Origin of the sequence: Paractinoplanes maris (genome assembly GCF_023544465.1) — a bacterium.
Lineage (GTDB): Bacteria > Actinomycetota > Actinomycetes > Mycobacteriales > Micromonosporaceae > Actinoplanes > Actinoplanes maris.
This window is the reverse complement of sequence record NZ_JALPVL010000015.1, coordinates 37,434-59,326: the sequence shown is the minus strand read 5'-3', so window position 1 is coordinate 59,326 and position 21,893 is coordinate 37,434. Positions and strand designations below refer to the sequence as shown.

Annotated in this window: 27 protein-coding genes; 15 read left to right on the top strand and 12 right to left on the bottom strand. The window is 72.1% G+C overall.

Features of this window, described 5'->3' with window-relative positions; genetic code table 11:
• Positions 1–16 precede the first annotated feature (16 nt).
• The 3 genes from NAG42_RS36790 (at position 17) to NAG42_RS36780 (ending at position 1,826) form a co-directional block, all read left to right on the top strand.
• A complete protein-coding gene (locus tag NAG42_RS36790) occupies positions 17–520 on the top strand; it encodes a hypothetical protein (protein ID WP_250036871.1) in 504 nt (167 codons plus the stop codon).
• A gap of 72 nt (positions 521–592) precedes the next feature.
• Positions 593–1,426 carry a helix-turn-helix transcriptional regulator gene (locus NAG42_RS36785; protein WP_250036869.1) on the top strand — a complete coding sequence of 278 codons (834 nt, stop codon included), beginning with the start codon at positions 593–595 and terminating at the stop codon, positions 1,424–1,426.
• Positions 1,419–1,826, top strand: coding sequence for a VOC family protein (locus NAG42_RS36780; protein WP_250036867.1), 408 nt, complete (start codon positions 1,419–1,421; stop codon positions 1,824–1,826). The genes NAG42_RS36785 and NAG42_RS36780 overlap by 8 nt, the downstream gene beginning before the upstream one ends.
• Here NAG42_RS36780 and NAG42_RS36775 read toward each other — a convergent pair.
• The 5 genes from NAG42_RS36775 to NAG42_RS36755 all read right to left on the bottom strand — a co-directional run bounded on the left by NAG42_RS36775 (position 1,823) and on the right by NAG42_RS36755 (position 6,653).
• The gene (locus NAG42_RS36775) at positions 1,823–2,446 is read right to left on the bottom strand and encodes a response regulator (RefSeq protein WP_250036865.1); all 624 of its coding nucleotides are present in this window, start codon (positions 2,444–2,446) and stop codon (positions 1,823–1,825) included. The genes NAG42_RS36780 and NAG42_RS36775 overlap by 4 nt on opposite strands.
• Positions 2,443–3,702: a sensor histidine kinase gene (locus tag NAG42_RS36770; RefSeq protein ID WP_250036863.1), complete on the bottom strand. Its 1,260-nt coding sequence runs from the start codon at positions 3,700–3,702 to the stop codon at positions 2,443–2,445. The genes NAG42_RS36775 and NAG42_RS36770 overlap by 4 nt, the downstream gene beginning before the upstream one ends.
• 17 nt (positions 3,703–3,719) lie before the next feature.
• A complete protein-coding gene (locus NAG42_RS36765) occupies positions 3,720–4,460 on the bottom strand; it encodes an ABC transporter permease (protein ID WP_250036861.1) in 741 nt (246 codons plus the stop codon).
• A gap of 5 nt (positions 4,461–4,465) precedes the next feature.
• Entirely contained in the window at positions 4,466–5,368 is a 903-nt protein-coding gene (locus tag NAG42_RS36760; protein ID WP_250036860.1) for an ABC transporter ATP-binding protein, read from the bottom strand.
• 82 nt (positions 5,369–5,450) lie between these two features.
• Positions 5,451–6,653: a glycosyltransferase gene (locus NAG42_RS36755; RefSeq protein WP_250036858.1), complete on the bottom strand. Its 1,203-nt coding sequence runs from the start codon at positions 6,651–6,653 to the stop codon at positions 5,451–5,453.
• A gap of 118 nt (positions 6,654–6,771) precedes the next feature.
• On the opposite strand from NAG42_RS36755, the gene NAG42_RS36750 reads away from it, so the two are divergent.
• The gene (locus NAG42_RS36750) at positions 6,772–7,221 is read left to right on the top strand and encodes an SRPBCC family protein (protein WP_308201235.1); all 450 of its coding nucleotides are present in this window, start codon (positions 6,772–6,774) and stop codon (positions 7,219–7,221) included.
• A gap of 1 nt (position 7,222) precedes the next feature.
• Here the strand turns inward: NAG42_RS36750 and NAG42_RS36745 are convergent, their stop codons facing one another.
• Complete coding sequence (locus NAG42_RS36745) at positions 7,223–8,812, bottom strand: phytoene desaturase family protein (protein ID WP_250036853.1); 1,590 nt, start codon at positions 8,810–8,812, stop codon at positions 7,223–7,225.
• A 67-nt stretch (positions 8,813–8,879) separates the two neighbouring features.
• Here NAG42_RS36745 and NAG42_RS36740 point away from each other — a divergent pair, with 67 nt between their 5' ends.
• Both NAG42_RS36740 and NAG42_RS36735 read left to right on the top strand, forming a co-directional pair.
• Positions 8,880–9,947: a YihY/virulence factor BrkB family protein gene (locus NAG42_RS36740; protein WP_250036851.1), complete on the top strand. Its 1,068-nt coding sequence runs from the start codon at positions 8,880–8,882 to the stop codon at positions 9,945–9,947.
• A 40-nt stretch (positions 9,948–9,987) separates the two neighbouring features.
• Positions 9,988–10,452: an SRPBCC family protein gene (locus tag NAG42_RS36735; protein WP_250036849.1), complete on the top strand. Its 465-nt coding sequence runs from the start codon at positions 9,988–9,990 to the stop codon at positions 10,450–10,452.
• 55 nt (positions 10,453–10,507) lie between these two features.
• Here the strand turns inward: NAG42_RS36735 and NAG42_RS36730 are convergent, their stop codons facing one another.
• Complete coding sequence (locus tag NAG42_RS36730) at positions 10,508–11,110, bottom strand: hypothetical protein (protein ID WP_250036847.1); 603 nt, start codon at positions 11,108–11,110, stop codon at positions 10,508–10,510.
• A 187-nt stretch (positions 11,111–11,297) separates the two neighbouring features.
• On the opposite strand from NAG42_RS36730, the gene NAG42_RS36725 reads away from it, so the two are divergent.
• Positions 11,298–11,504, top strand: coding sequence for a hypothetical protein (locus tag NAG42_RS36725; RefSeq protein ID WP_250036845.1), 207 nt, complete (start codon positions 11,298–11,300; stop codon positions 11,502–11,504).
• A gap of 6 nt (positions 11,505–11,510) precedes the next feature.
• On the opposite strand, the gene NAG42_RS36720 is transcribed toward NAG42_RS36725, so the two are convergent.
• Positions 11,511–11,921, bottom strand: a complete 411-nt coding sequence (locus NAG42_RS36720; protein WP_250036843.1) for a hypothetical protein — start codon at positions 11,919–11,921, stop codon at positions 11,511–11,513.
• Positions 11,922–12,013: 92 nt separating this feature from the next.
• Between NAG42_RS36720 and NAG42_RS36715 the strand changes: the two genes are divergently transcribed.
• A complete protein-coding gene (locus NAG42_RS36715; protein ID WP_250036842.1) occupies positions 12,014–12,367 on the top strand; it encodes a DUF6401 family natural product biosynthesis protein in 354 nt (117 codons plus the stop codon).
• A gap of 88 nt (positions 12,368–12,455) precedes the next feature.
• On the opposite strand, the gene NAG42_RS36710 is transcribed toward NAG42_RS36715, so the two are convergent.
• Positions 12,456–13,445, bottom strand: coding sequence for a mechanosensitive ion channel family protein (locus tag NAG42_RS36710; protein ID WP_250036840.1), 990 nt, complete (start codon positions 13,443–13,445; stop codon positions 12,456–12,458).
• A gap of 102 nt (positions 13,446–13,547) precedes the next feature.
• Positions 13,548–13,829: a hypothetical protein gene (locus tag NAG42_RS36705; RefSeq protein ID WP_250036838.1), complete on the bottom strand. Its 282-nt coding sequence runs from the start codon at positions 13,827–13,829 to the stop codon at positions 13,548–13,550.
• A gap of 179 nt (positions 13,830–14,008) precedes the next feature.
• On the opposite strand from NAG42_RS36705, the gene NAG42_RS36700 reads away from it, so the two are divergent.
• The 5 genes from NAG42_RS36700 (at position 14,009) to NAG42_RS36680 (ending at position 18,316) form a co-directional block, all read left to right on the top strand.
• Complete coding sequence (locus NAG42_RS36700; RefSeq protein ID WP_250036836.1) at positions 14,009–16,171, top strand: ATP-binding SpoIIE family protein phosphatase; 2,163 nt, start codon at positions 14,009–14,011, stop codon at positions 16,169–16,171.
• A gap of 187 nt (positions 16,172–16,358) precedes the next feature.
• Positions 16,359–17,129 carry a VOC family protein gene (locus NAG42_RS36695; RefSeq protein WP_250036834.1) on the top strand — a complete coding sequence of 257 codons (771 nt, stop codon included), beginning with the start codon at positions 16,359–16,361 and terminating at the stop codon, positions 17,127–17,129.
• A 45-nt stretch (positions 17,130–17,174) separates the two neighbouring features.
• Positions 17,175–17,369, top strand: coding sequence for a DUF3072 domain-containing protein (locus NAG42_RS36690; RefSeq protein WP_250036832.1), 195 nt, complete (start codon positions 17,175–17,177; stop codon positions 17,367–17,369).
• A gap of 100 nt (positions 17,370–17,469) precedes the next feature.
• The gene (locus tag NAG42_RS36685) at positions 17,470–17,706 is read left to right on the top strand and encodes a helix-turn-helix domain-containing protein (protein ID WP_250036830.1); all 237 of its coding nucleotides are present in this window, start codon (positions 17,470–17,472) and stop codon (positions 17,704–17,706) included.
• A 1-nt stretch (position 17,707) separates the two neighbouring features.
• The gene (locus NAG42_RS36680) at positions 17,708–18,316 is read left to right on the top strand and encodes a Clp protease N-terminal domain-containing protein (RefSeq protein WP_250036829.1); all 609 of its coding nucleotides are present in this window, start codon (positions 17,708–17,710) and stop codon (positions 18,314–18,316) included.
• On the opposite strand, the gene NAG42_RS36675 is transcribed toward NAG42_RS36680, so the two are convergent.
• Positions 18,304–18,690: a hypothetical protein gene (locus tag NAG42_RS36675; RefSeq protein WP_250036827.1), complete on the bottom strand. Its 387-nt coding sequence runs from the start codon at positions 18,688–18,690 to the stop codon at positions 18,304–18,306. The two genes, NAG42_RS36680 and NAG42_RS36675, sit on opposite strands and share 13 nt — an antisense overlap.
• Positions 18,691–18,757: 67 nt before the next feature.
• Between NAG42_RS36675 and NAG42_RS36670 the strand changes: the two genes are divergently transcribed.
• Both NAG42_RS36670 and NAG42_RS36665 read left to right on the top strand, forming a co-directional pair.
• Entirely contained in the window at positions 18,758–19,600 is an 843-nt protein-coding gene (locus tag NAG42_RS36670; RefSeq protein ID WP_250036825.1) for an NAD-dependent epimerase/dehydratase family protein, read from the top strand.
• Positions 19,597–20,817, top strand: coding sequence for an enolase C-terminal domain-like protein (locus NAG42_RS36665; protein ID WP_250036823.1), 1,221 nt, complete (start codon positions 19,597–19,599; stop codon positions 20,815–20,817). The genes NAG42_RS36670 and NAG42_RS36665 overlap by 4 nt, the downstream gene beginning before the upstream one ends.
• Before the next feature lie 233 nt (positions 20,818–21,050).
• Here NAG42_RS36665 and NAG42_RS36660 read toward each other — a convergent pair whose 3' ends face one another.
• Positions 21,051–21,839 (bottom strand): SDR family oxidoreductase, encoded by a 789-nt coding sequence (locus NAG42_RS36660; protein ID WP_250036822.1) that lies wholly within the window; start codon positions 21,837–21,839, stop codon positions 21,051–21,053.
• Between the last annotated feature and the right edge of the window lie 54 nt (positions 21,840–21,893).

Sequence of the window (21,893 nt, the reverse complement as noted above, 5' to 3'; positions counted from 1 at the left end):
ACCGTGAGGATTTCCCGTGAGCGACGATCCGCTGTATTCGATGCTGGGCTTCACCGACGCGGAGTGGGGACTGCTGGTCGGCCTGCCGCAGTCGGTGCTCACCGCGGCCAGCGCCGCCACCCCCGACAGCACGCGCAAGACCCGGGCCGAGACGGCGGCCGGGCTCGACGTCATCTCGGACGCGCGGGCGTCGGCCAGCCCCATGGTGGCCGCGGTCGCCGGGGCGATCCTGGACCGGGCGGGCGATCCCGAGCTGGGTGAGGAGCCGCCGGTGATCGAGCCGAGCGACCCCATCGCGTACGCCGAGGACGTGCTCGGCCGGGCCGCCGAGGCCAACGCCCTGCTGGTCACCAAGGCCGAGCAGGCCGACGCCGAGACCTACAAGCACTGGCTCGTCGAGATCGCCGAGAGCGTCGTCGGCGCCGCCTCCAGCGGCGGGATGCTCGGCCTCGGCGGCGAGACCGTCACCGACAGCGAGCGGGCCTTCCGCGACGACCTGGCCAAGGCCCTGTCCGACTGACCCCGGCGGCGGCACAGACGGGGCTCATCCGGTCCGGGCATCGGGTGGGCCCATCGTTTACCGTCGTAACCGATGGTCATCGACGAGTACGTCCAGGCCCGGCCGGCCGCCGCACTCGCGCCCTTCGTCGCCGCGTATTCGGGGTATCGCCAGCGCGGGGTGGCGCCGATGCGGCATCTCGGACTGCCCTCGCCCTACCTCACGATGATCCTGACCATGGACGAGCCGCTGGTGATGGCGGCCCACCCCGATCCGCGTCAGCGGCCCGGCCACTACGACTCGCTGGTCGGTGGCCTGCACCTGACGCCCGCGGTCATCACCCACGACGGCCGGCAGTCGGGGGTCCAGGTGGCGTTGCGGCCGCTGGGCTGTCGCGCGCTGCTGGGGGTTCCGGCGGCCGAGCTGGCCGGTCTCGACGTCGACGCCACCGCCCTGCTCGGCGAGACCGTGGTGGCCGGGATCCGCGAGCGTCTGTGTGGTGCCGCCGACTGGCCGAGCCGTTTCGCCGTGCTCGACGACGCGCTGCGGGCCCGGCTGACCGACCGCCCGGTCCGGCCCGAGATCACGTACGCCTATCACCGCGTCATCCTCGGTGCGCCGATCCGGGCCGTGGCGGCCGAGGTCGGCTGGAGCGACACCTACCTGACCACCCGGTTCCGGGCCGAGGTGGGTTTGCGCCCCAAGGAGACGGCCCGGGTGGCCCGCTTCGACCGGGCTCGGCGCGCCCTGCGACCGGGCACGCCGATCGCCGAGGTGGCCGCCGGGCACGGCTACGCCGACCAGTCCCACCTGGTCCGCGAGTTCCGCGCGCTGGCCGGCTGCACCCCGTCGGAGTGGCTGGCCGACCAGTTCGATTTCGTCCAAGCGGCCCGCCTCGAACCCGCGCACGATGGCAGGCATGACTGATGCGAGGACACCGCCACCGCAGGTGTGGCCGACACTGCGGGCCACCGACGCCCGGGCCCTGATCCGTTTCCTGGTCGACGCGTTCGGTTTCCGGGAGGTGGTCGTCCACGGCGAGGGCGACCGCGTCGATCACGCCCAGCTGGCCTGGCCGCTGGGCGGCGGCATCATGCTCGGCTCGGCCGGGCGCGGCGAGAACGACCCGTGGGCGCTCGAGCCGGGTTCGTTCGGCGCCTACGTGGTCGCCGACGACGTCGACGCCCTGTACGAACGGGCGGTCGCGGCCGGCGCCGACATCCATCGCAAGCCCTACGACACCGATTACGGCTCCCGCGACTTCCTGGCCCGGGACCCCGAGGGCAACCGCTGGTCGTTCGGCACCTACCGGGGCGAGCCCGCCTAGCGTTTCAGCAGACCGCGCTCGAAGGCGACGGCCACGGCGGCGGCCCGGTCGCGGACGCCCAGTTTGGCGTAGGCGTGCAGCAGGTGGGTCTTGACCGTGGCCTCGCTGATGAACAGGCGGGCGGCGGCCTCCTTGTTGGAGTTGCCCCGGGCGATCAGGCCCAGCACTTCGAGCTCGCGCTGGCTCAGCGGCTCCTGAGCCGGTGAGCGCAGGCTGCCCATCAGCCGGCCGGCGACGGCCGGGGAGAGCACCGGCTCGCCCCGGTGGGCGGCCTCGACGGCCCGGAAGAGCTCGTCGCGGGAGGCGTCCTTGAGCAGGTAGCCGGTCGCCCCCGCCTTGATCGCCGGGAGCACGTCGGCGTCGGTGTCGTAGGTGGTGAGCACGAGGACCCGGGCCCGCACCCCTTTGTCCTGCAACGCCTTGATCGCGGTCACCCCGTCCATCCCGGGCATGCGCAGGTCCATCAGCACCACGTCGGGGTCGGCCGCGCGCACCACGGCCAGGGCCTCGCGGCCGTCGCCGGCCTCGCCCAGCACCTCGAAGCGGGCGTCGCCGGTGAACATGCCGCGCAGCCCGTCGCGGACCACCGGGTGGTCGTCGACGATGACCAGGCCGATCACGCGGCCGCGCCGATCGCGATCGCCGGGACGCAGGCCGACAGCGCGGTGCCGGCACCGGGCTCGGACTCGACCTCGAGGCTGCCGGCGATGCGGGCCAGCCTTTCCCGCATCGCGGCCAGGCCGTAGCCGCCGTTCTCGCTCACCGCGGCCGGCAACGAGGGGTCGAAGCCGTCGCCGTCGTCCCGCACGTCCAGCGTGACCACGTCCTCCATGTAGGACAGGGTGAGCCCGACCCGGCCCGCGCCGGCGTGCCGGGCGACATTGGCCAGGGCTTCCTGAGCCGTCCGCAGGAGGGCCGCCTCGATGTCGGGCAGCAGCGTGCGCCGGGTGCCGGTGGTGGTGAGCTCGGCCTTCACCTCGTGCACCCGGGTCCACTCCTTCACCACTTCGCCGATCGCCTCGGGCAGGCCGGCGCCGTCCAGGGTCTGCGGGCGCAGCGCCTGCACCGAGCGGCGGGCCTCGGTCAGGCTGTCCCGGGCCAGCCGCTTGGCGTTGTCGAGGTGCCGGCTCTGGTCGACCGGCCGGGGCGTCGCCGCCTCGGCCGCCTCGAGCTGGGTGACGATGCCGGTCAGGCCTTGGGCGAGCACGTCATGGATCTCGCCGGCCATCCGCTGCCGCTCGTCGAGCACCCCGGCCTCGCGGGCCTGGGCCAGCAGCTGGGCGTGCAGGCCGGCGTTCTCCTTGAGCGCCGAGGCCAGCTTGGCGTTGGCCACACCGAGTTCATCGATCATGCGGGCGCGTTTCTCGGTCTGCTCGAGTGTCCACATGGTCACCCAGATCATCACGTTGGCGACGCCGATGTTGATCGCCAGGACGACCAGGAAGACCGGGACGATGCCCGGCTCGGACAGGGTGGAGAAGCCGCCCATCTGCGAGATCGCGCCCGCTCCGGCCACCAGCGTGCCGGCCGCCAGCCGGCGCCAGCGCCTCAACCCGTACGTCGTCAGGATGTAACCGCTCCAGGCGAAGAACCCGAACAGCGGGCTGGTCCAGACGAGCAGGTAGATGAGCGCGGCCAGGCCGAGGAAGAAGACGATCATCTTGGGCTCGTCGTGCTCCCATTGCGGGTGCAGGGCGATCCACCAGACCAGCCAGCCGACGGTGGCGGCGACCGCGAGGCCGACGGTCGGCCAGCCCTGATGCGGCACACCGACCGAGGAGCCGGCCACCACCAGGACGATCGACGCGGCCAGGGCGATGTAGGGCAACCGCCCCATGATCCGGCCCACCCGGTCGGTCGTCGACCCCTCGGCCATGCTCACCCCACCCCCCGTTACGACCAGCGGAACGAACGGACCGCGGCGAACCCGAACACGACCACGTATCCCAGAAGAACCGTAGCCGAGAGCAGGTTGGGCCAGCCGCCCGTCATCGCCTCGTTGAGCGCTCGCTCGCCGGCGCCGAGCGGGGTGAAGTCGGCGATCCTCTGCAGCACCTCGGGCATCACCTCGCGGGGTGTCCACAGCCCGGCGAAGAACATCAGCGGGAAGAAGAGGATCGTGCCGACCGAGTTGCCGGCCTTGCCACTGGGCACCACCGCGGCGACGAAGATGCCGATGGCCAGCGTCCCGGCCGCGGTCAGCAGGAAGGCGAGAACGAAGGCGGGGAAGTTGTCGGCCAGCCGCACGTCGAAGGCCAGCCGGCCGACGGCCAGCACCAGCGCGGTGGAGGCGATCGCGGCCAGCCCGAACATGGCCAGCTGCGCGCCCAGCAGCTTGAGCGGCGACACGGGGGTGGTGGCGAGCCGGCGCAGCACACCGCGCTCGCGATAGGTGGCCAGCACGGCCGGGGTGACCTGGATGGCCACCATGGCCAGGGTGAGCGCCACCGCGATGCCGACGTAGAGGTCGATGACGCGGGCCCCGCCGAGGTCGGCCGAGGGCTCGCGGAAGGACGGGATGCTGCCCAGGATGACGACCAGCAGGGTCGGGAAGAACAGGACGAAGAAGGCGGCGATCGGCTCGCGCAGGAAGAGCTTGATCTCGGTCAGGGTCAGCTTGGCGAAGACGCGCATCAGGACTACTCCTTCACGGACCGGCCGGTCAGCTGGACGAAGGCGTCGTCCAGGCTGGCCTGCTCGATCCGCAGGTCGGCGGCGATGATCTCGTTGACGGCGAGCACGGAGGTGACCGCGTGCAGCAGGTTGCCGGTGCCGACGACCTCGATCTGGGCACCGTGCCGGATCACCGCGCGCACCTCGGGACGCGCCTCGAGCAGCGCGTCGTCGACCGGGGCGGACGGCCGGAAGCGGATCCGCTGCTCGGTGTCCATGCCGGCGATCAGACCGGCCGGGGTGTCCAGCGCGACGACCTGCCCGCGGTCGATCACGGCGAGCCGGTCGCAGAGGCGCTCGGCCTCCTCCATGAAGTGGGTGACCAGCACGATCGTGACGCCGCTGTCGCGCACGCCCTCGATCAGGTCCCAGGTGTCGCGGCGGGCCTGCGGGTCCAGCCCAGTGGTCAGCTCGTCCAGGATCGCGATTTTGGGACCCCCGATCAGCGCGAGCGCGATCGAGAGGCGTTGTTTCTGACCGCCCGAGAGCTTCGCGTACGGGGTCGAGAGCTTCTCGCCCAGGCCGAGCTCGCGGGTGAGCGCGCGCCAGTCGGCGGGCGCCGGATAGAAGGAGGCGTACAGATCCAGTGCCTCGCGGACGGTGAGCTTGTCCGGCAGGCCGCTCTCCTGGAGCTGGACGCCGACGTCGTCGCGCAGCGACCGGTCGCCCGGATCGCGGCCGAGCACCCGGATCGTGCCGCCGTCGGGCCGGCGCAGACCGGAGATGCTCTCGACCGTGGTGGTCTTTCCGGCGCCGTTGGGACCGAGAATGCCGAAGATCTCGCCGGCTTCCACCGAGAACGAGACGTCCCGCACCGCAACCGTGTCCCCGTACGCCTTGCGCAGGTTACGGACCTCGATGACTGTCATGCATCGAGCGTCCCAAGAGGACCGGGGGTCGCGGATCGACCAGCTCGCTCCACCCCGGATCCACCAGTTGGTGGATGCCGGGCTACGCCACCGCTTCCTCGGTGCTGGTCGTCGCGGGGTTGCCCCGGCGCAGGCCGGTTACCGCCGAATAGACCGAGCCGACCTGAGCCGCGACCCGCTTCCAGGAGTACGCCTGACGGGCCCGGTCGACCGCCGCGGAGGCGTAGGCGAACCGCCGCACCTTGTCGTTGACCAGGCGCCGCAGGGCACTGCCGAGCGCGCGCGGGTCGCGGGCGGGCACCAGGTCGCCGGTGAGGCCGTCGACCACCGTCTCGTCAAGGCCGCCGACCGAGGTGCCGATCACCGGCACGCCGCAGGCCATCGCCTCGAGCGCGGACGGCTCGAACTGCTCCTCCCAGGGCGCCGCGACCAGCAGATCGGCCGAGCGGTACCAGCGCGGCATGTCGCGCGCGGGCACCCCGCCGACCAGCCGGAACCGGTCGGACACCTGAAGCTTCTCGGCCAGCGCGCGCAGCTTGCGGGCGCCCGGGTCGGTGGTCAGCTGGTCGGCCGGCGGGCCGCCGACGACGACCACCTCGGCCGTGGGGACATAGCGCATGGCCTGCAGGACGTCGCCGAAGCCCTTGCGCTCGACCAGGCGGCCGACCGACAGGATGCGGGGGCGGTGGGGGTCACGCTCGACGGCCGGGCCCTCGGGGGTGAAGCGGTCGCTGTCGACACCGGCGGGCACGACGGTCAGCTGGGCCCGGGGCACGCCGATGCGGACGAGACCCTGGAGCTCCTCCTGGCTCTGGGCGACCACCCGGTCGACCGCGCGGCCCAGGGCGCGCTCGTAACCCGTACGGGAAGGCCGGCCGTTGCCGGCGGTGATCTCGCCGAGCTCGTGGAACGACTGCACCACCGGGATGCCGAACCGGCGCGCGGCGGTGACGGCGGCGAGCCCGCTCGTCCAGAAGTGGGCGTGCACGACCTCGGGCACCCAGTCGCCGGAGCGCCAGTTCTGCTCGAGCCACCGGGCGAACTCGCCCATGTGCGGGAGCAGCAGGTCGGGCGGCAGGAACTGAGGCGGGCCGGCGGTGACGTGGACGACGCGGATGCCGCCGGGCGTCGTGACCACCTCGGCCGTCGCCGGGTCGTCGCGACGGGTGTAGACGCACACCTCGTGACCGAGCTCAGCCAGGGCCGCCGAGAGGCCGGCGACATGGGTGTGCTGGCCGCCGTCACCCAGGGGGCTGGCGTGCTCGGAAATCATGGCAATGCGCACGAGGTCCCCTCCGTATTGCTGCGGTTCGCGGGAGGCTGATGCCCGGCTGCCGGATCCGTAAACCTGGGCCCATCCGTTACGGCGTCTTCTCGCAGGGTATGTCCTCCCCGTGGCTACCGTGCAACGAACTATCCAGGCTCCGCCGGACCGTGTCTTCGCCGTCCTCGCCGACGGCTGGACCTACAGCGACTGGGTCGTCGGCACCGTCCATATCCGCGACGTCGACCAGACCTGGCCCCAGGTCGGCTCGCACCTGCACCACAAGGCCGGGCCGTGGCCGCTCTCCCTGCACGACAAGTCGACCGTGCTCGACATGGAGCCCGGCCGCCGCCTGCGCCTCAACGCGGGGCTGTGGCCGCTCGGCGAGGCGGTGGTCGACATCCACCTGGAGCCTGCGGGCCCCGGCGCCACCAGGGTGACCATCCACGAGGACTTCGAGCGCGGCCCGCTGCTGGCCGTGCGCAACAAGCTCAACGACCTCATCCTGCACCGCCGCAACATCGAGTCGCTGCGCCGGCTGGCCGACATCGCCGAGCGCAGCCACGCCCGTCAGTTCGACGAGCCCTAGATCAGCTCTTGTAGATCAGCTTGTTCCCGCCGTTGATCACCGCGCGGTAGGCGCCGCCCAGCAGAGCCCGGTCGCGAGCCAGGGCGGCCCGGGCGGCGTTGCTGCCGGGAGCGCCGTGCACGCCGCCGCCCGGGTGGGCCGACGAGCTGGCCATGAACAGGCGGTCGATCGGGGTGTCGGCCCGCCCCAGGCTCGGGATCGGGCGCAGGAACAGCTGCTGGAAGGCGGCCGCGGTGCCGCCGCCGAGAGCGCCGCCGACCAGCGACGGGTCCTGCTCCTGCAGGTCGGCCGGCGAGAAGACGTTGCGCCCCACCACCTCCTGCTGGAAGCCGGGCGCGTGCTCCTCGATCACCGCCTCCATGCGCTCGACGTGGGCGGCGATCTCGTCGGGCTCCCAGTGCGCGCGGTGCGGCAGGTGGGTGTACGACCAGAGCGACTCGGTGCCCTCGGGCGAGTGCGCCGGGTCGGCCGTGGTCATCTGGCCCAGCAGCAGGAACGGGTGCGTCGGCACCTCGTCGGTCGCCAGCTTGGCCGCATACCGGGTGAGGCCGTTCATGTCGGCGCCCAGGTGCACTGTCCCGGCGCCGGCGGCGGCCGGGTTCTTCCAGGGCATCCGGCGGCGTACGGCCCAATCGACCTTGACCGTCGCGCCGTCCCACCGGAAGTGGGCCAGGTCCTCGACCAGCCGCGGCGGCAGCCATCGCTCGCCGACCAGGTCGAGATAGAGGGCCGGCGCGGGCACGTCGGCGATCACGCCGCGAAAGGCCCGATAGTGCTCCGAACCCGACTGGACGCCCATGGCCCGGCCCTGGGCGATGAGCACGCGGGAGACCGGGGTGTCGTAGACGATCCGGCCACCGCGCTGCTCGAGCCGCGCGACCAGGGCGTCGGTGATCCGCTGGGCGCCACCCACCGGCACCGGCCAGCCGTACTGCTGGCCCAGCATGGCCAGCAGCCAGCCGTAGACCCCGCCGCCGGCCTCCTCGGGAGACAGGTCGGTGTGCAGGGCGCACCCGGCCATCAGCAACGGCCCGCCGTCGCCGGCGAACATCTCCGACCCCATTTCCCGTACGGAGAGAAGCAGCCGCCGGGCCAGCCGGAGCGCACCGCCGGTCCCCAGCCGGCGCGCCAGCGAGACGCCGTGCCGCACCGGCGGGAACGGCGTGAGGATGGTGTCGAGCATGACGTCGGAGACCGACAGCCACTCGTCGTACGCGTTCTTCCACTTCTGGCCGTCACCGGGGGCGAAGGCCTCCAGCGACTCCATCGTGCGGGCCAGGTCACGGTTGATCGTGGCCGCCCGCCCGTCCGGGAAGAGATGGGTCAGCACATCGGGCGCGTGCGTCCAGGTCAGACCGTGGTCGCCGAGATCGAGACCGTTGAGTACCGGCGAGGCGAACCCGAGCGGATAGAACGAGCTGAAAAGATCACTGAGGTAGCCCGGCGCGGTCACGTAACCCGACCGCACCGCGCCGCCCGGATGTGGGGTCGCCTCCAGCACCAGCACCGACCAGCCGGCGTCGGCCAGCAGATTGGCGGCGACCAGGCCGTTGTGCCCGGCACCGACCACGATCGCGTCCGCGCTTTCCATGCCCACCCCCTGCGTTTGCCGCCTGACGTGCCCGGGTAGCTGCCGTCAAAACATGTCAGGAGCCGGCATGGACACCGAGCGCACCGACGACACCGAGCGCACCGACGCCGAACCCACCAACGCCGACGCCGTCGACAGCGAACCCACCGTCGATCGGGAGTCCGAGGCGTTCGCCGACGACGTTACGCCGCGTCCGCTGCCGCTCAAGCTCCGGCAGCTCCGCTGGCGCAGCTGGCGCTCGGTGCTGTGGCGCAGCGTGGCCGGCTACATCGAGGACGACTGCTCGGACTACGCCGCGGCGATGACCTATCAGACCGTCACCGCGCTGATCCCGTCGCTGGTCGTCATCGTCGCCCTGATCAACCTGGTCACCGACGGCTCGACCGTCCTGACCGCGGTGGTGGGCATCCTGCGCGACCTCGGCGTCGGCGCGGTGGTCGACAACGAGAGCCTGCTCCCGGTCGTGCAGGCGCTGCTCGTGCAGCAGAGCTCGGCCAAGGTGCTGTTCGGCTTCGGCCTGCTGCTGGCGCTCTGGTCGGCCTCCGGCTACGTCTCCACGTTCTCCCGGGCGTCCAACCGCATCTATGGCGTGCGCGAGGGCCGCACGTGGTGGAAGCTGCAGCTGCTGGAGATCGCGCTGGCCGCCGTGGCCCTGGTCCTGCTGGCATCGATCGGGGCCGGTCTGATCATCAGTGGCCCGCTGGTCGACGCGGTCGGCAACGCGCTCGGCGCCGGCGAGACGGCCCGGCAGTTCTGGTCGATCGGGCGCTGGCCGGTGCTGGTGGCCATCGCCACGGTGGTGCTCTCGCTGCTGTTCTGGATCGCCCCGAACGTGCGCCAGCCGCGTTTCCGCTGGCTCACCGTCGGCGGCACGGTCTCCCTGCTGGTGTGGAGCATCGTGTCGTTCGGGTTCGGGCTCTACGTGGCCAACTTCGGCTCCTACAACCGCACGTACGGCAGCCTCGGCGCGATCATGGCGTTCCTGGTCTGGATCTATCTGTCGAACATCGCGGTGCTGCTCGGGGTGCAGGTCAACGCCGAGGTGCAGCGGGCCCGGCTGCGGCAGGCGGGCGACGAGGATCCGAAGACTCCGCTCGCACCTCGTTTAGCCCCGGCCGACCCGGGCACCAGTTAGTGCGTAAGGCGGGGTAACACAACCAGGAGGAGTTCACACCGTGAGCACCGTGACCGAATCCGTAGACGTCGAGGTCCCGATCCGCGCTGCGTACAACCAGTGGACGCAGTTCGAGGAGTTCCCCCGGTTCATGGAGGGCGTGCAGGAGATCCGTCAGCTCGACGCGACCAACACGCACTGGAAGACCGAGATCGCCGGGGTCAAGCGCGAGTTCGACGCCGAGATCACCGAGCAGCTGCCCGACGAGCGGGTGGCCTGGAAGTCGACCGAGGGCGAGAAGCAGGCCGGCGTGGTCACCTTCCACCGCCTCGACGACACCAAGACCCGCGTGACCGTGCAGATGGACTTCGAGCCGCAGGGCGTCGTCGAGAACGTCGGTGACAAGCTGGGCGTCCTCGACCGCCGGGTGAAGGGCGACCTCAAGCGGTTCAAGGAATACATCGAGGGCCGCGGCGGCGTCGAGACCGGCGCCTGGCGTGGCGAGGTGGACCGCCCCGGCCAGTGAGCAGGGGGTTCTCCCAGGGATGAAACGGCCGTCCGGTCCTCCGGGCGGCCGTTCCTCATATCTCACCCCGGCGCAGGGCCAGCAGGCCGATGGCCGATCGGGCCCGCAGCCAGTAGCGGTCGCGGGCGGTCGGCCAGATGGCCGGAGTGAGGACGGTCGCCGCCGGAAGTTCCTCGTCGGCGGTCCACGGGGTCAGCGCCGAGCCGGCACCGCGGGCCAGATTCAGCCGGAGCGGGGTGAATTGCGGCGTACGGATGCTGAGCGTCCCGATGCCGCCGACGAGCGTGATCGGCACGGTTCCCCGCGGGGCGGGCAGCCGCAGCTCGACCAGGCCGGCCGGCCCCAGGTCGAGCCGGGTGACGCGGCCCCGGCTGAGATCCAGACGCTGTTCGCCGGCCCCGGCCGGCAGCCGGAGATCCCAGCGCACGAAGCGGTTGAGCACGATCCGCACCTCGTCCGGCCCGCCCTCGCCGGTCGGCAGCAGCCCGACCCGGAGGATGCCGCCCGGGCGGGTCACCCGCGGGGTCAGACCCGACCCGGCGGGCGTGGTGATGCGATAGAGCAGGCCGGGGATCGTGGCCAGCACGACGTGGACCCGGGAAGCGGCGTCCGGGACGATCAGCCGGGCGCCCTTACGTGACTGCAATGGGCCCGTCACGACGTGTTCACCAGGCACAGGCGCACCAGCCGGCACAGGCCTCTCACAACCGGTAATCGCCAGCGCGCTGACCAGCAGCAATGCGATAATTGAGCGGTGGCGACGCAATGCTGGGGGCACGATCGGACAACGGAGAATCGGCCGAATGGGTGACGGCGATCCGCCCGATGCGAGCCAGACTGTCCGAATGCGTGCTGCCGGTTTCCTCTCCGAGCGTCAGCGTCGACTCGCCTGGCTGGGCTTCATGCTCGCCGCATTCCAGGCCCCGCTGGCCGCGAAGCTGATCGACGACGCCTCCTGGCTCTTCGCCGTGGTCGTGGCCCTGGTCGTCGCCACCGTCATCCTCGCCGACGACGCTCAGCGCCGCCGGCCGGCCCAGGTCGAGATGGAGTAGGAAGCCTCACCGCGCCTCGTGCCCGGCCTTGCCGTGGGTGCGCCGGCGCTCCTTGAGCTCGGCCTCGAAAAGGTGCCGGCGCCCGCCGGCCAGCTCGTCCCGGGCCGCCCGCTCGACCGTCCGGAACTCGTTCCAGTAGGTGTCGTCGTACTCCTCGATGACCTGGAACGTCCAATGGCCGGGGATGACGTTGCGGCCGATCAGGTCCTGCTGGATCCGGTCGGCGATCTTGTCGTGCCCGGCCCGGCGGAACAGCGCCACGGCCTCGTCCAGCTCGAAGTCGGCCTTGCCGGTGAGCTGGTGGAACGAGTGCAGATGGCCGCGGGCGCGATCGGTCGTCTCCAGGGCCGAGCTGAGCTTGCCCAGCGCCTCCACGGTCGTGTCGTCCATCCCGTCCGGGCGCCGATGATCGGTCATGCCGCTGTGCTTTCCCCGCCCGGCCCGGTTCAACCGAGCTGCACCTGTCCGAAGAACCGTTGGCTACCCCAGGCTTCTTAATGTTCCTACTCATGAATGGCCTGTTCAGCGGCGCTGCCGCCCGTGCTGCCCACCGTTCCGCCCACGCCAGCCTGACCGAGCTGCACGACACCGTCGGTGCCGGCCTCGTCCAGGCCGACGCCAACCCCGGCCTGATGGCCCTGATCGACCAGCACTCGGCCGGCATCCGCGACAGCCTGTCGGTGGACACCCGTCCGCTGACCGCGGTGCTGCTCGCCGCGTACGCCGAGGGGGTGCGCGACGCCGCCTTCACCCACGGCTGGCGCCCGCCGGCCGGCGAGATCGACTGGACCGCGAACGACTGGGTGCTGCGCCGCCTGCTGGCCGTCTGCTCCCTCGCCCGCAGCCTCCCCCAGCCCGCCTGACCACTGCTGTGACCCGCTGATCGACCTTTCATTACGGGGGCCGGTGCCGAGATCTTCGGTACCGGCCCTCCTCATGTCCGCCTCTGTTTCATTTCTCGTCGCCGGGCGGGATGACCTGGGTGCTCTCGATGCCTTCGGTGCCGCTGCCGATGACCAGGGTGTCGTTCGGGCCCGGGTTGACGATCGTGGTGTCGCCGGCGGCCGTGTGGATCACGGTGGCCTCGTTGTCGCCCCGGCGCGGGGCGATCACCTGGGTCTCGTCCGGGGCGTGCTCGTCCGCGGTGGTGGTGGCCGGGGCGAGCTGCGTCGGTGTGCTGGCCCAGCTCGGCCGGTCCGGATTCCCGTACGAGATGACCTGCGTCTCGCCCGGGTCGGCGGCCGCGGCCCGGTAGGCGCCGACGTGCTCGCGAATCGTCGCCGCCTCGGCCTCGGCCCGCTCCAGCCAGGTCTCCCAGCGCTGCTGCATGGGACGGATCAGCCCGCCGCCGACCCCCACGATCACCACCCCGGCCACGACGGCCAGCACCGTGATCAGCAGCGGCTGGGTCACGGCGGCGGCGATCCGCACCTGGTCGAGCGCGGCGATCACGCCCAGGACGACGATCACCCCCGACACCACCCGGCCCACCAGACGCCCGTAGCTCAGCCCGCCCAGCGCGCCGGCGATGAGATCCTGCGCCGTCCGGGCGATCGTCGTGGCCACGACCACCAGCACGATCGCCACCAGCAGCCGGGGCAGCCAGCCGAGCAGGTCGCTCAGCAGGTCGCTGACCGGGTTCGGCCCCCACACGCCGAACGCGAGCTGCAGCGCGACCAGCAGCACACCGGCGAAGGTCAGCTTGCCGCCCACCTCACTGGCGGTGGGCCGGCCGGGTGGGAACAGCCCGGCGGCCGCGCCCCGCTCGATCGCCCGGTCGAGGCCCGCCCGGCGCAGGACGCGGACCACCACCGTCCGCAGGAGCCGCGCGACCAGATAGCCGGCCAGCAGGATGCCCGCGAAGAGCAGCGCGGCCGGCACGATCAGCACGATCGACCGCCACATGTCACTGAGACCCCGGCTCAGCCCGTCCCCGGTCATCGTGCACTCCCTGCTGCCGGCCGGGCGGCCCACCGCTGCCCTGTTGTGACCACAGGACGCAACGACCGGGTGGCGGCGCCGCCACGGTCGCCCGGCGAACAGTTATCGGGCGTGGACCGGGTCGGCGGCGGCGGTCGGGGTGCCCCACCGGACCGGCGCCGGTGGCGCGGGCGTCGCGGCGGCGGGCGGGGCCGGGACGGCGTCCGGCGTGGTCGCGGCCAGGGCGGGACGCAGGGCGGTGTAGCCACCGGCCCCGGTGAGAGCCGCGACCACGGCCACCACGGCGGCCTGGCGGCGGAGCCGGGCGTGGGGGTGGCGAGGCGCCGACGGTCGGATCACCGACAGGTCGATCAACGGCTCGGACGGCGGGCGGCTCTCGGACACGACCAGGACTGTAAGTGACCATCGCTCCATTCGGCCAGCTCAGCGAGTCGGTTTGGAGCTACTAAGAGTGATATACCGTCGGGAACGCCCGAGAGGGACCAGAGGGTCGTACCGTCAAGAATCGGACGGTTGGCTGGTGCGGCATCGTCCGAATGGACGAGCCGGGCTACTCTTCAGGCATGGCCGGGACGGGTGGGGTGAGCCCCTCAGTGATGCCCGCTCTGCCCGCGCAGACCACCGCGGCCGGGCTGGGCCCTCCCGGCTGTGCCGATCTGGTGCGCGGGCGCGACTGGAGCGACACCGAGCTCGGCCCCCGCGAGCACTGGGATCCGGCCGTCTCGGCCACCGTCGAGCTGGTCCTGTCCTCCCCCATGCCGATGGCCTACAGCCACGGCGACGGCTTCCTGCTGATCTACAACGACGCGTACGCGGATCTGATCGGCACCCTGCACCCGGCCGCCCTGGGCCAGCCCGCGGCCGAGGTCTTCGGCGATCTGTGGGAGTCACGCGGCTTCGGCGGCGCGGTCGAGCAGGTCTACCACAGCGCCCAGCCACTCCTCGAGGCCGAGACCCAGCTGACCGTCACCCGCGGCCAGCAGGGCCGCCCGGAGCAGGCATTCTTCACCCGCGGCCACTCCATCGTGCGCGACCTGCGCGGCCAGGTCACCGGCGTGCTCACCGTCGTCGCCGAGACCACCCAGGTGACCCGCCGCCTGCAGAACCTGGGCGACCTGACCTCGCGCCTCGCGGGCGCGCTCACCGTCGACGACGTGGCCCGGGTCGTGCTGGCCTATGCGATGACCTCGTTCGACGTCGACCACTGCGCCTTCGCGGTGGACGACGGCGGAGCCTACCGCTATGTGCGGCGCATCCGGGGCGAGATGCTCGACGAGGCCGACGAGCGCCTGCCCCCGGTGTGGAAGAGGGTGCCCAACGACCCGCAGGCCCCGATCGTCGCGGCCGCCCAGACCGGCGAGGCCACGTTCGTGGCCGACGGTGAGCCGCTGCTGCCGGTGGCCTCCGACCGGCACGAGCGCCGCATCCGGGCCCTGGCCGCCGTGCCGCTGCGCACACCGCTGCTGACCGGGGCGCTGACGATCGGCTATCGGGAGGCCCACCGCTGGCTGCCGGCCGAGCGGGCGCTGCTCGACGCCGCCGCCCGCCTGGTCGCCCAGGCGGCCGAGCGGGCCCGCCGGTTCGAGGCCCAGCACGGCACGGCCCAGCTGCTGCAGCGCAGCATGCTGCCCGAGCATCTGCCCGAGCTGGAGACGTTCCGCATCGCCGCCCGTTACGACGTGGGCGTCGACGGCAACGCGGCCGGCGGCGACTTCTACGACGCGTTCCGCCTGATCGACGGCCGGCTGGCGATGGTGCTGGGCGACGTGGCCGGGCACGACGTGCGCGCGGCGGCCGTGATGGGCCAGGTGCGGGCCGCGCTGCGGGCGATGGCGCTGACCGATCCGGCCCCGCCGAGCGTGCTGGCCGGGCTCGACCGGCTGGTCGGCTCGCTGGGCGCCGAGTCGCGCAACGAGGAGATCTTCGTGACCGTCGTCTACGGGGTGCTCGACCCCGCGGACGGGACGATCACCCTGGCCAGCGCCGGCCATCCGCCGCCGGTGCTGCGCCGGGCCGGGCAGGGCGGCGGGCCTCCCACGGCCGAGCTGGTCAAGGTGCCGCCGGGGGCCCCGCTGGGGCTGGGCGGGCGCTGGCAGACCGGCCAGGTGCGGCTCGAGCCGGGCGACACGATCCTGATGTACAGCGACGGCGTCGTCGAACGGCGCGGGCACCCGCTCAACGAGGGCCTGGACGCCCTGGTGGCGGCCGTGGCCGGAGCCGCCGGCGGCGACCCGCGCAACCTGTGCTCGCTGGCCACCTCGGCGGTGGCGGGCTCGACCGACGACGACGTGGCCGTGCTGGCCGTCGAGCACGCGGTGGCGATGAGCCGCTCGGCCACCATGCTGGTGCCGGCTGAGCCGACCGGCCCGAGCCGGGTCCGGCAATGGATGACCACCCGCCTGCGCGAGTGGTCGGTGCCCGAGCCGGTGATCGGCGCGGCCATCCTGTGCACGAGCGAGCTCACGACCAACGCGCTGCTGCACGCCGGCACGCCCGCGCAGGTCCACATCGACCTCAACGCCGAGCGCTTGCTGGTCTCGGTGGCCGACGAGGGCACCCGGGGCAGCGTCATCCGCGCGCACGCCGACACGATGAGCAGCCGCGGCCGCGGGCTCGGCCTGATCGAGGAGCTGAGCGACTCGTGGGGCACCGATCCGACCGTGCGGGGCACGACCGTCTGGTTCGAAATGCTCATCCCGCACACCACCACCGATCGACCGTCGTGACTGGACACGCTCCCACTACCGGCAACTCACCGAACCGTTAACGCTCGCGTGACACCGGACCTACAGGCAGTCACTTTAGGTAGCGGAAAGCTCCTCCAAAGCGGACATTGAACCCCCAGGTAGTGACGGCGCGTATAGATTGCCGTAGAGTCATCGCCATTCGGGGACGTCCACGTTGGAGTGGTATATGCGGATCAGAGGCTTTGCGCCGTCGACTCCTTGCTGGGTCGAGCTGACGACGTCAGACCCGGACGACGCGGCAGGTTTCTATGCCGGGCTGTTCGGCTGGCAGGTCGAGGGTGATCGATTCCTGCTGGACGGCAAGGCAGTGGCCGGCATCGGCCGCACCCGGCCCGCGCAGCCGCCGGGATGGCTCACCTACCTGGCCGCGCCCGATCTCGCGGCGACCGTCGAGCGGGTCATCCAGGCCCACGGCCGCCAGCTGACCTGGCCCGAGGAGCGGCACGGGGCGTGCACGGCGATCGTGTCCGACACCGACGGCGCCGTCTTCGGCCTGTGGCAGGCCGCCGGGTTCGCCGGCGCCCAGCTGCGCGGTGAGCCGGGCACTATGGAGTGGTCCGACCTGCTGGCCGGTGACGTGTCCGCGGCGACTGCCTTCTACGGCTCGGTCTTCGGCTGGACACTGACCCACGAGTTCGGCAGCGGCGAGTGGCTCAGCCAGGCCCACGACTCGGTGGCCGGGCTGGTCACCGGGCGCTACGACGTCCGCTGGCAGCCGTCGTTCCAGGTGGCCGACACGACCGAGACGATCGACCGGTGCGCCGGGCTGGGCGGCCGGATCGTGGCCGGCCCGGTCGAGATGGGCCTGGGCAGCTACGTCGAGATGCTCGACCCGCACGGGGCCCCGTTCGCCGTGACCGCCCCGGTGCATCGCCCGGTCGAGTTGAACGTGGCTTACAACGACATCATCGGCATGGAGTTGACCTACGGCGGGTAGAGGAACAGGTGTTCGAACACCTGATCACCACCGGAGGCATGCGTCATGACCGACCAGTCGAACGCCGAGAAGGACCCGTCGGACTGGGTCACCGGTGAAGAACCGGCCACCGGCGCCCAGGAGTCGTACCTGCACACCCTCGCCGGCGAGGCGAAGGAAGAGGTACCGGACGGCCTGACCAAGGCGGAGGCGTCGCAGAAGATCGACGAGTTGCAGGAGAAGACCGGCCGCGGCCAGTGAGCTCCCGCTGAAGGCCGGCCCATGCGGGCCGGCCTTCTTTTTTTGTCCTTGGTGTCAACCCGGGTTGACGATCAGCGCCTCGTCAACGTAAGTTGACAGCATGACCGAAGCAACCGATCTCGCCGCCGCGGCGAGCAGCGCCGACCCCCGGGTCGGCCTGCGCGCGGTGGTGGCGCTGCGCCGCCTGCTGGAGGGCCTCGAGCATCTCCAGGTGGCCAATGCCCGCCGCAAGGGCTGGTCCTGGCAGGAGATCGCCGACGCGCTCGAGGTGACCCGCCAGGGCGTCCACAAGAAGCACGCACGCCTCATGCCGTCGCCGGACCCACGGGAGGACTGACATGTTCGAACGATTCACCGCCGGGGCGCGCGCCGTCGTGACCAACGCCCAGAGCGAGGCCCGCAGCCTGCGCCACAACCACATCGGCACCGAGCATGTGCTGCTCGCCCTGCTGGCCGACCCCGACGGCCCGGTCGCCCGGTCGACCGGGCTCACCGCCGAGGCCGTCCGGGTCGACGTCCTGGAGCGGATCGGCGGCCACTCGCAGGACGGGCCGGTGCTCAGCGACGCCGACGCCGAGGACGCGGCCGCCCTCAAGGCGATCGGCATCGACCTGGCCGCCGTCCGGGAGGCGATCGAGGCCAATTTCGGGGCCGGCGCGCTGCGTCTGCCCCGCCCGCCGGAGAAGAAGCGGGGCCTGTTCGCCAAGTTCTCCCCGACCAGCGGGCACATCCCCTTCACCAACCGCAACAAAAAGGTGCTCGAGCTGTCGCTGCGCGAGGCCCTCCGGCTCAAGCAGAAGTTCATCGCGCCCGAGCACATCATGCTCGGCCTGCTGCGGGAGGGCCACGGCCTGGCCGCGCTGATCATGGTCGACCGCGGGGTCGACCTCGATCGCCTCCGCCAGGACATGGAGCGCACGGTCACCGCGGCGACTCAGCCGCGGTAATAGACCCGGAGCTGGTGGCCGTCGGCGGTGTGATGCCAGCCGACGTCCCCCAGGGTCGTGATGTCCGGCCGCTTCTCCAGCCAGGCGGCCGCCATCGCGAAGGCCTCGGCCGGCGTCGGCCCGACGAAGACCACCCGGCGTTCCCACTCCTCCCAGACGGCGGGGCCGGGACCCGAGATGAGCGCCGTCGGGCCGATCCGCCGCCCGTTGCGCACACCGCGGACATACCAGTCGTCGACTTCCTCGTCGTGCTCGACCGCCCAGCCGTCGATCCGGCCCAGATCGTTCACGATCGCGTTGCGCGCGCAGTCCAGCGCGGCGTCCAACGAGGCGAACTCCACCACTTCGCCCTCGTATTCGACCCTGTACCCCATGCATCGCCCCCACACCGGCCGACCCAGGGGCACGATGATAGGCGACTTTACGAGTAAGTTTCAGATCATGCCTGCTCACGTCCTCGTCACCGGGGCGGCCGGCCTCATCGGCACCGCCGTGCTCGACCTGCTGTCCTCCGACGGCGTCACCACCTCCGCCCTCGTCCTCGACCCCACCAGCACCCGAGCCGACCGCACCCTCGTGGGCGACGCCCGCGACGTGGCGCTGGTCGACGACGCCCTCGACGGAGCCGAAGCCGTCATCCACCTGGCCGCCATCCCCCACCCCGGCAGCGACCCCGACGAGGAGGTCTTCGGCCGCAACACGCAGGCCACGTTCACCGTGCTCGACCGGGCGGCCCGCCGGGGCGTGCGCAACGCGGTGATCGCCAGCAGCTACGCGATCGGCGGCCTGCCGTTCGCCCGCCGCCCGTTGCGCCTGCCCTACCTGCCGATCGACACCGCCCAGCCACTGCAGATCACCGACCCGTACGCCCTCTCGAAGCGCACCGACGAGGCCACCGCCGACATGATCCACCGCCAGTACGGCATGACCGTGGTGGCGCTCCGCCTGCCCTTCGTGGGGGCGGCCGACGACCGGCTGGCCCCGATGGCCGAGCTCTTCGCGCGCGACCCCGGCCGGGGCGCGGCCGACGTGTGGAGCTACCTCGACGTCCGGGACGCGGCGCGCGCCCTGGTGGCGAGCCTGCAGCCGGCCCTGCCGGGCAACCACGTGCTCTACGTCGCGGCGCCCGAGACCCTGGCCCCGCAGTCCACCGAGTGGCTGCTCGACGAGTTCCACCCCGGCGTACCCCGCCCCGGCTTCCCCGGCCGCACGGTGCCGATCGACCTCCGGCCGGCCCGCGAGCTGCTGGGCTTCACCGCCCGATACGAGTTCCCGGCCGGATGAGCGCGCCCACGATCACCGGCGTCCGGGTCGTGGTGACCGCGCCCGAGGGGGTCAACCTCGTCGTCGTGCGCATCGACACCTCGGAGCCCGGGCTGCACGGCCTGGGCTGCGCGACGTTCCACCAGCGGTTCGCCGCCGTGGTCGCCGCGCTCGAGACCCACCTGACCCCGTTGCTGATCGGGCGGGACGTCAGCCGGATCTCCGACATCGGGCGGACGCTGCACTACTCGTCGTACTGGCGGGGCGGCCCGGTGCTCAACAGCGCGCTCTCCGGGGTGGACATGGCGCTGTGGGACATCGCCGGCAAGCGCGCCGGGCTACCCGTCCACGACCTGCTCGGCGGCCGGCTGCGCGAGGCGGTGCCGGTCTATCTGCACGCGTCCGGCGCCACCGTCGAGGAGACGCTGGACGAGGCGGAGGCGCTGGTCGAGGCGGGCTACCGGCATGTGCGGCTGCAGACCGGGCAACCGGGCCTGGGCACCTACGGGGCGCCGGGGGCACCGGGCGGCTATCCCGGTTCGCCGTACCCGGACGGCTGGAGCGTCGAGAACTACCTGGCCCGGACGCCACGGTTGTTCGCCGCGGCCCGTGAACGCCTCGGCGACGACGTGGAGCTGCTGCACGACGTGCACAGCCGGCTCACGCCCAAGCAGGCGGTGGTGCTGGCCCGCGCGCTCGAGCCGTACCGGTTGTTCTTCCTGGAGGACGTGGTGGCGCCCGAGCACTACGACCGGCTGCCCGAGGTGCGCGCGGCCTCACCCGTACCGCTGGCCGTGGGCGAGCTGACCGCCTCGGTGACCGACGCCGCCCGTCTGGTCACCGCGGGCGGCGTGGATCTGCTGCGCTGCCACATCTCGGCGATCGGCGGGCTGACCCCCGGGCACAAACTGGCCGTGCTGTGCGAGCTGCACGGCGTGCAGACGGCCTGGCACGCCCCGGCCGACGTCTCCCCGGTCGGTGCCGCGGCCAACCTGGCGCTCGACCTGACCAGTCCGGCGTTCGGCATCCAGGAGGGCCACGTCTATCCGGACGTCGTGCACGAGATCTTCCCGGGTACGCCGGTGATCGCGGCCGGATACGCCCGGCCGTCCACCGCGCCGGGCTGGGGCATCGAGCTCGACGAGGCCAAGGCGGCCCAGCACCCGCCGGTGCTGGGCGGTCACGAGCGCTGGTCCGACACCGTCCGCCGCCCGGACGGCTCCATCGAAGCGCCCTGACCGCTCGCGTCCTCAGCCGTCTTCGTTGCCGGGTCGAAGCCCGCGTCGTCAGCGCTCTTTGTCGTCGGGCCGGGAGCTCACGGCTTCAGCCCACTTCGTTGTCGGGCCGGCAGCTCACGGTTTCAGCCCTTTTCGTTGCCGGGCCGGGAGCTCACGGCCTCAGCCTTCTTCGTTGCCGGGCCGGGAGCTCACGGCCTCAGCCTTCTTCGTTGCCGGGCCGGGAGCTCACGGCCTCAGCCTTCTTCGTTGCCGGGCCGGGAGCTCACGGCCTCAGCGCTCTTTGTCGTCGGCCGGGAGTTTCCGTCCCGCAGCAGCGCCAGTGCCTGCTTCGCCGCGTCCGGATCGGGCAACCGGATCTCGCGGCCGGCCACGGTGCTCGCCGACGCGGCGACGGCGACCGCGCCGATCTGGCCGGGGGTGATCCAGTCCGGCTGGGCGTCGCCGATCGACCGGGTGCGCACCGGCCCCAGCACGAGGGCGAAGACCCGCTGCCGGTCGGCGACCTCAGCCTCCAGGACGCTTCGCATCATCAGCAGCGCGGCCTGCTGCATGCTGAGCAGGCCGCTGCCCGGCACCGGCCGGAATCCGGACTCACCGGCGACGATCTGATAGGTGCCGGTCGGGCCGAGCCTCGGCACGACGGCCCGCATCACCGCGGCGTGCGTCGTCGCCAGGCCGACGAAGGCGTCCTGCCAGTCCTTGGCGTCGATCTCCCACAGGCGACGCCCACCCCAGTAGCCGCCGATCGGCGCGACCACGTCGTCGATGCCGCCGAGCCGCTCGGCCATCTCGGCCGCCAGCCGCTCGGCGCCGTCGAAGCCGGTGTAGTCATGGACGACCAGGTGCAGCCGGTCGGTCGCGGCATCGCCGAGAATCCGCTGGAACTCGGCCGTCCGCCGCTCGTCGCGGCTGGGCACGACCACCTGGGCCCCGGCGGCCAGATAGGCCCGGACCACGCCCTCGCCGACTCCGCCGGTGCCGCCCGGGATCAGTACCCGCCGGTCGCTGAACTCGCTTGTCATAGCACTCCCTCACGCATTTCGTTGGCCATACCAACGTTGGCTCGACCAACGTAG

Bases quoted from the DNA above. Each gene is read 5' to 3' on its own strand.
- NAG42_RS36740 (WP_250036851.1), top strand. From the start codon at position 8,880: ATGGACACCGAGCGCACCGACGACACCGAGCGCACCGACGCCGAACCC.
- NAG42_RS36760 (WP_250036860.1), bottom strand. From the start codon at position 5,368: ATGACAGTCATCGAGGTCCGTAACCTGCGCAAGGCGTACGGGGACACG.
- NAG42_RS36685 (WP_250036830.1), top strand. From the start codon at position 17,470: ATGACCGAAGCAACCGATCTCGCCGCCGCGGCGAGCAGCGCCGACCCC.
- NAG42_RS36665 (WP_250036823.1), top strand. From the start codon at position 19,597: ATGAGCGCGCCCACGATCACCGGCGTCCGGGTCGTGGTGACCGCGCCC.
- NAG42_RS36780 (WP_250036867.1), top strand. From the start codon at position 1,419: ATGACTGATGCGAGGACACCGCCACCGCAGGTGTGGCCGACACTGCGG.
- NAG42_RS36680 (WP_250036829.1), top strand. From the start codon at position 17,708: ATGTTCGAACGATTCACCGCCGGGGCGCGCGCCGTCGTGACCAACGCC.
- NAG42_RS36700 (WP_250036836.1), top strand. From the start codon at position 14,009: ATGGCCGGGACGGGTGGGGTGAGCCCCTCAGTGATGCCCGCTCTGCCC.
- NAG42_RS36675 (WP_250036827.1), bottom strand. From the start codon at position 18,690: ATGGGGTACAGGGTCGAATACGAGGGCGAAGTGGTGGAGTTCGCCTCG.
- NAG42_RS36720 (WP_250036843.1), bottom strand. From the start codon at position 11,921: ATGACCGATCATCGGCGCCCGGACGGGATGGACGACACGACCGTGGAG.
- NAG42_RS36765 (WP_250036861.1), bottom strand. From the start codon at position 4,460: ATGCGCGTCTTCGCCAAGCTGACCCTGACCGAGATCAAGCTCTTCCTG.
- NAG42_RS36725 (WP_250036845.1), top strand. From the start codon at position 11,298: ATGCGTGCTGCCGGTTTCCTCTCCGAGCGTCAGCGTCGACTCGCCTGG.
- NAG42_RS36670 (WP_250036825.1), top strand. From the start codon at position 18,758: ATGCCTGCTCACGTCCTCGTCACCGGGGCGGCCGGCCTCATCGGCACC.
- NAG42_RS36770 (WP_250036863.1), bottom strand. From the start codon at position 3,702: ATGGCCGAGGGGTCGACGACCGACCGGGTGGGCCGGATCATGGGGCGG.
- NAG42_RS36660 (WP_250036822.1), bottom strand. From the start codon at position 21,839: ATGACAAGCGAGTTCAGCGACCGGCGGGTACTGATCCCGGGCGGCACC.
- NAG42_RS36695 (WP_250036834.1), top strand. From the start codon at position 16,359: ATGCGGATCAGAGGCTTTGCGCCGTCGACTCCTTGCTGGGTCGAGCTG.
- NAG42_RS36785 (WP_250036869.1), top strand. From the start codon at position 593: ATGGTCATCGACGAGTACGTCCAGGCCCGGCCGGCCGCCGCACTCGCG.
- NAG42_RS36715 (WP_250036842.1), top strand. From the start codon at position 12,014: ATGAATGGCCTGTTCAGCGGCGCTGCCGCCCGTGCTGCCCACCGTTCC.
- NAG42_RS36690 (WP_250036832.1), top strand. From the start codon at position 17,175: ATGACCGACCAGTCGAACGCCGAGAAGGACCCGTCGGACTGGGTCACC.
- NAG42_RS36710 (WP_250036840.1), bottom strand. From the start codon at position 13,445: ATGACCGGGGACGGGCTGAGCCGGGGTCTCAGTGACATGTGGCGGTCG.
- NAG42_RS36745 (WP_250036853.1), bottom strand. From the start codon at position 8,812: ATGGAAAGCGCGGACGCGATCGTGGTCGGTGCCGGGCACAACGGCCTG.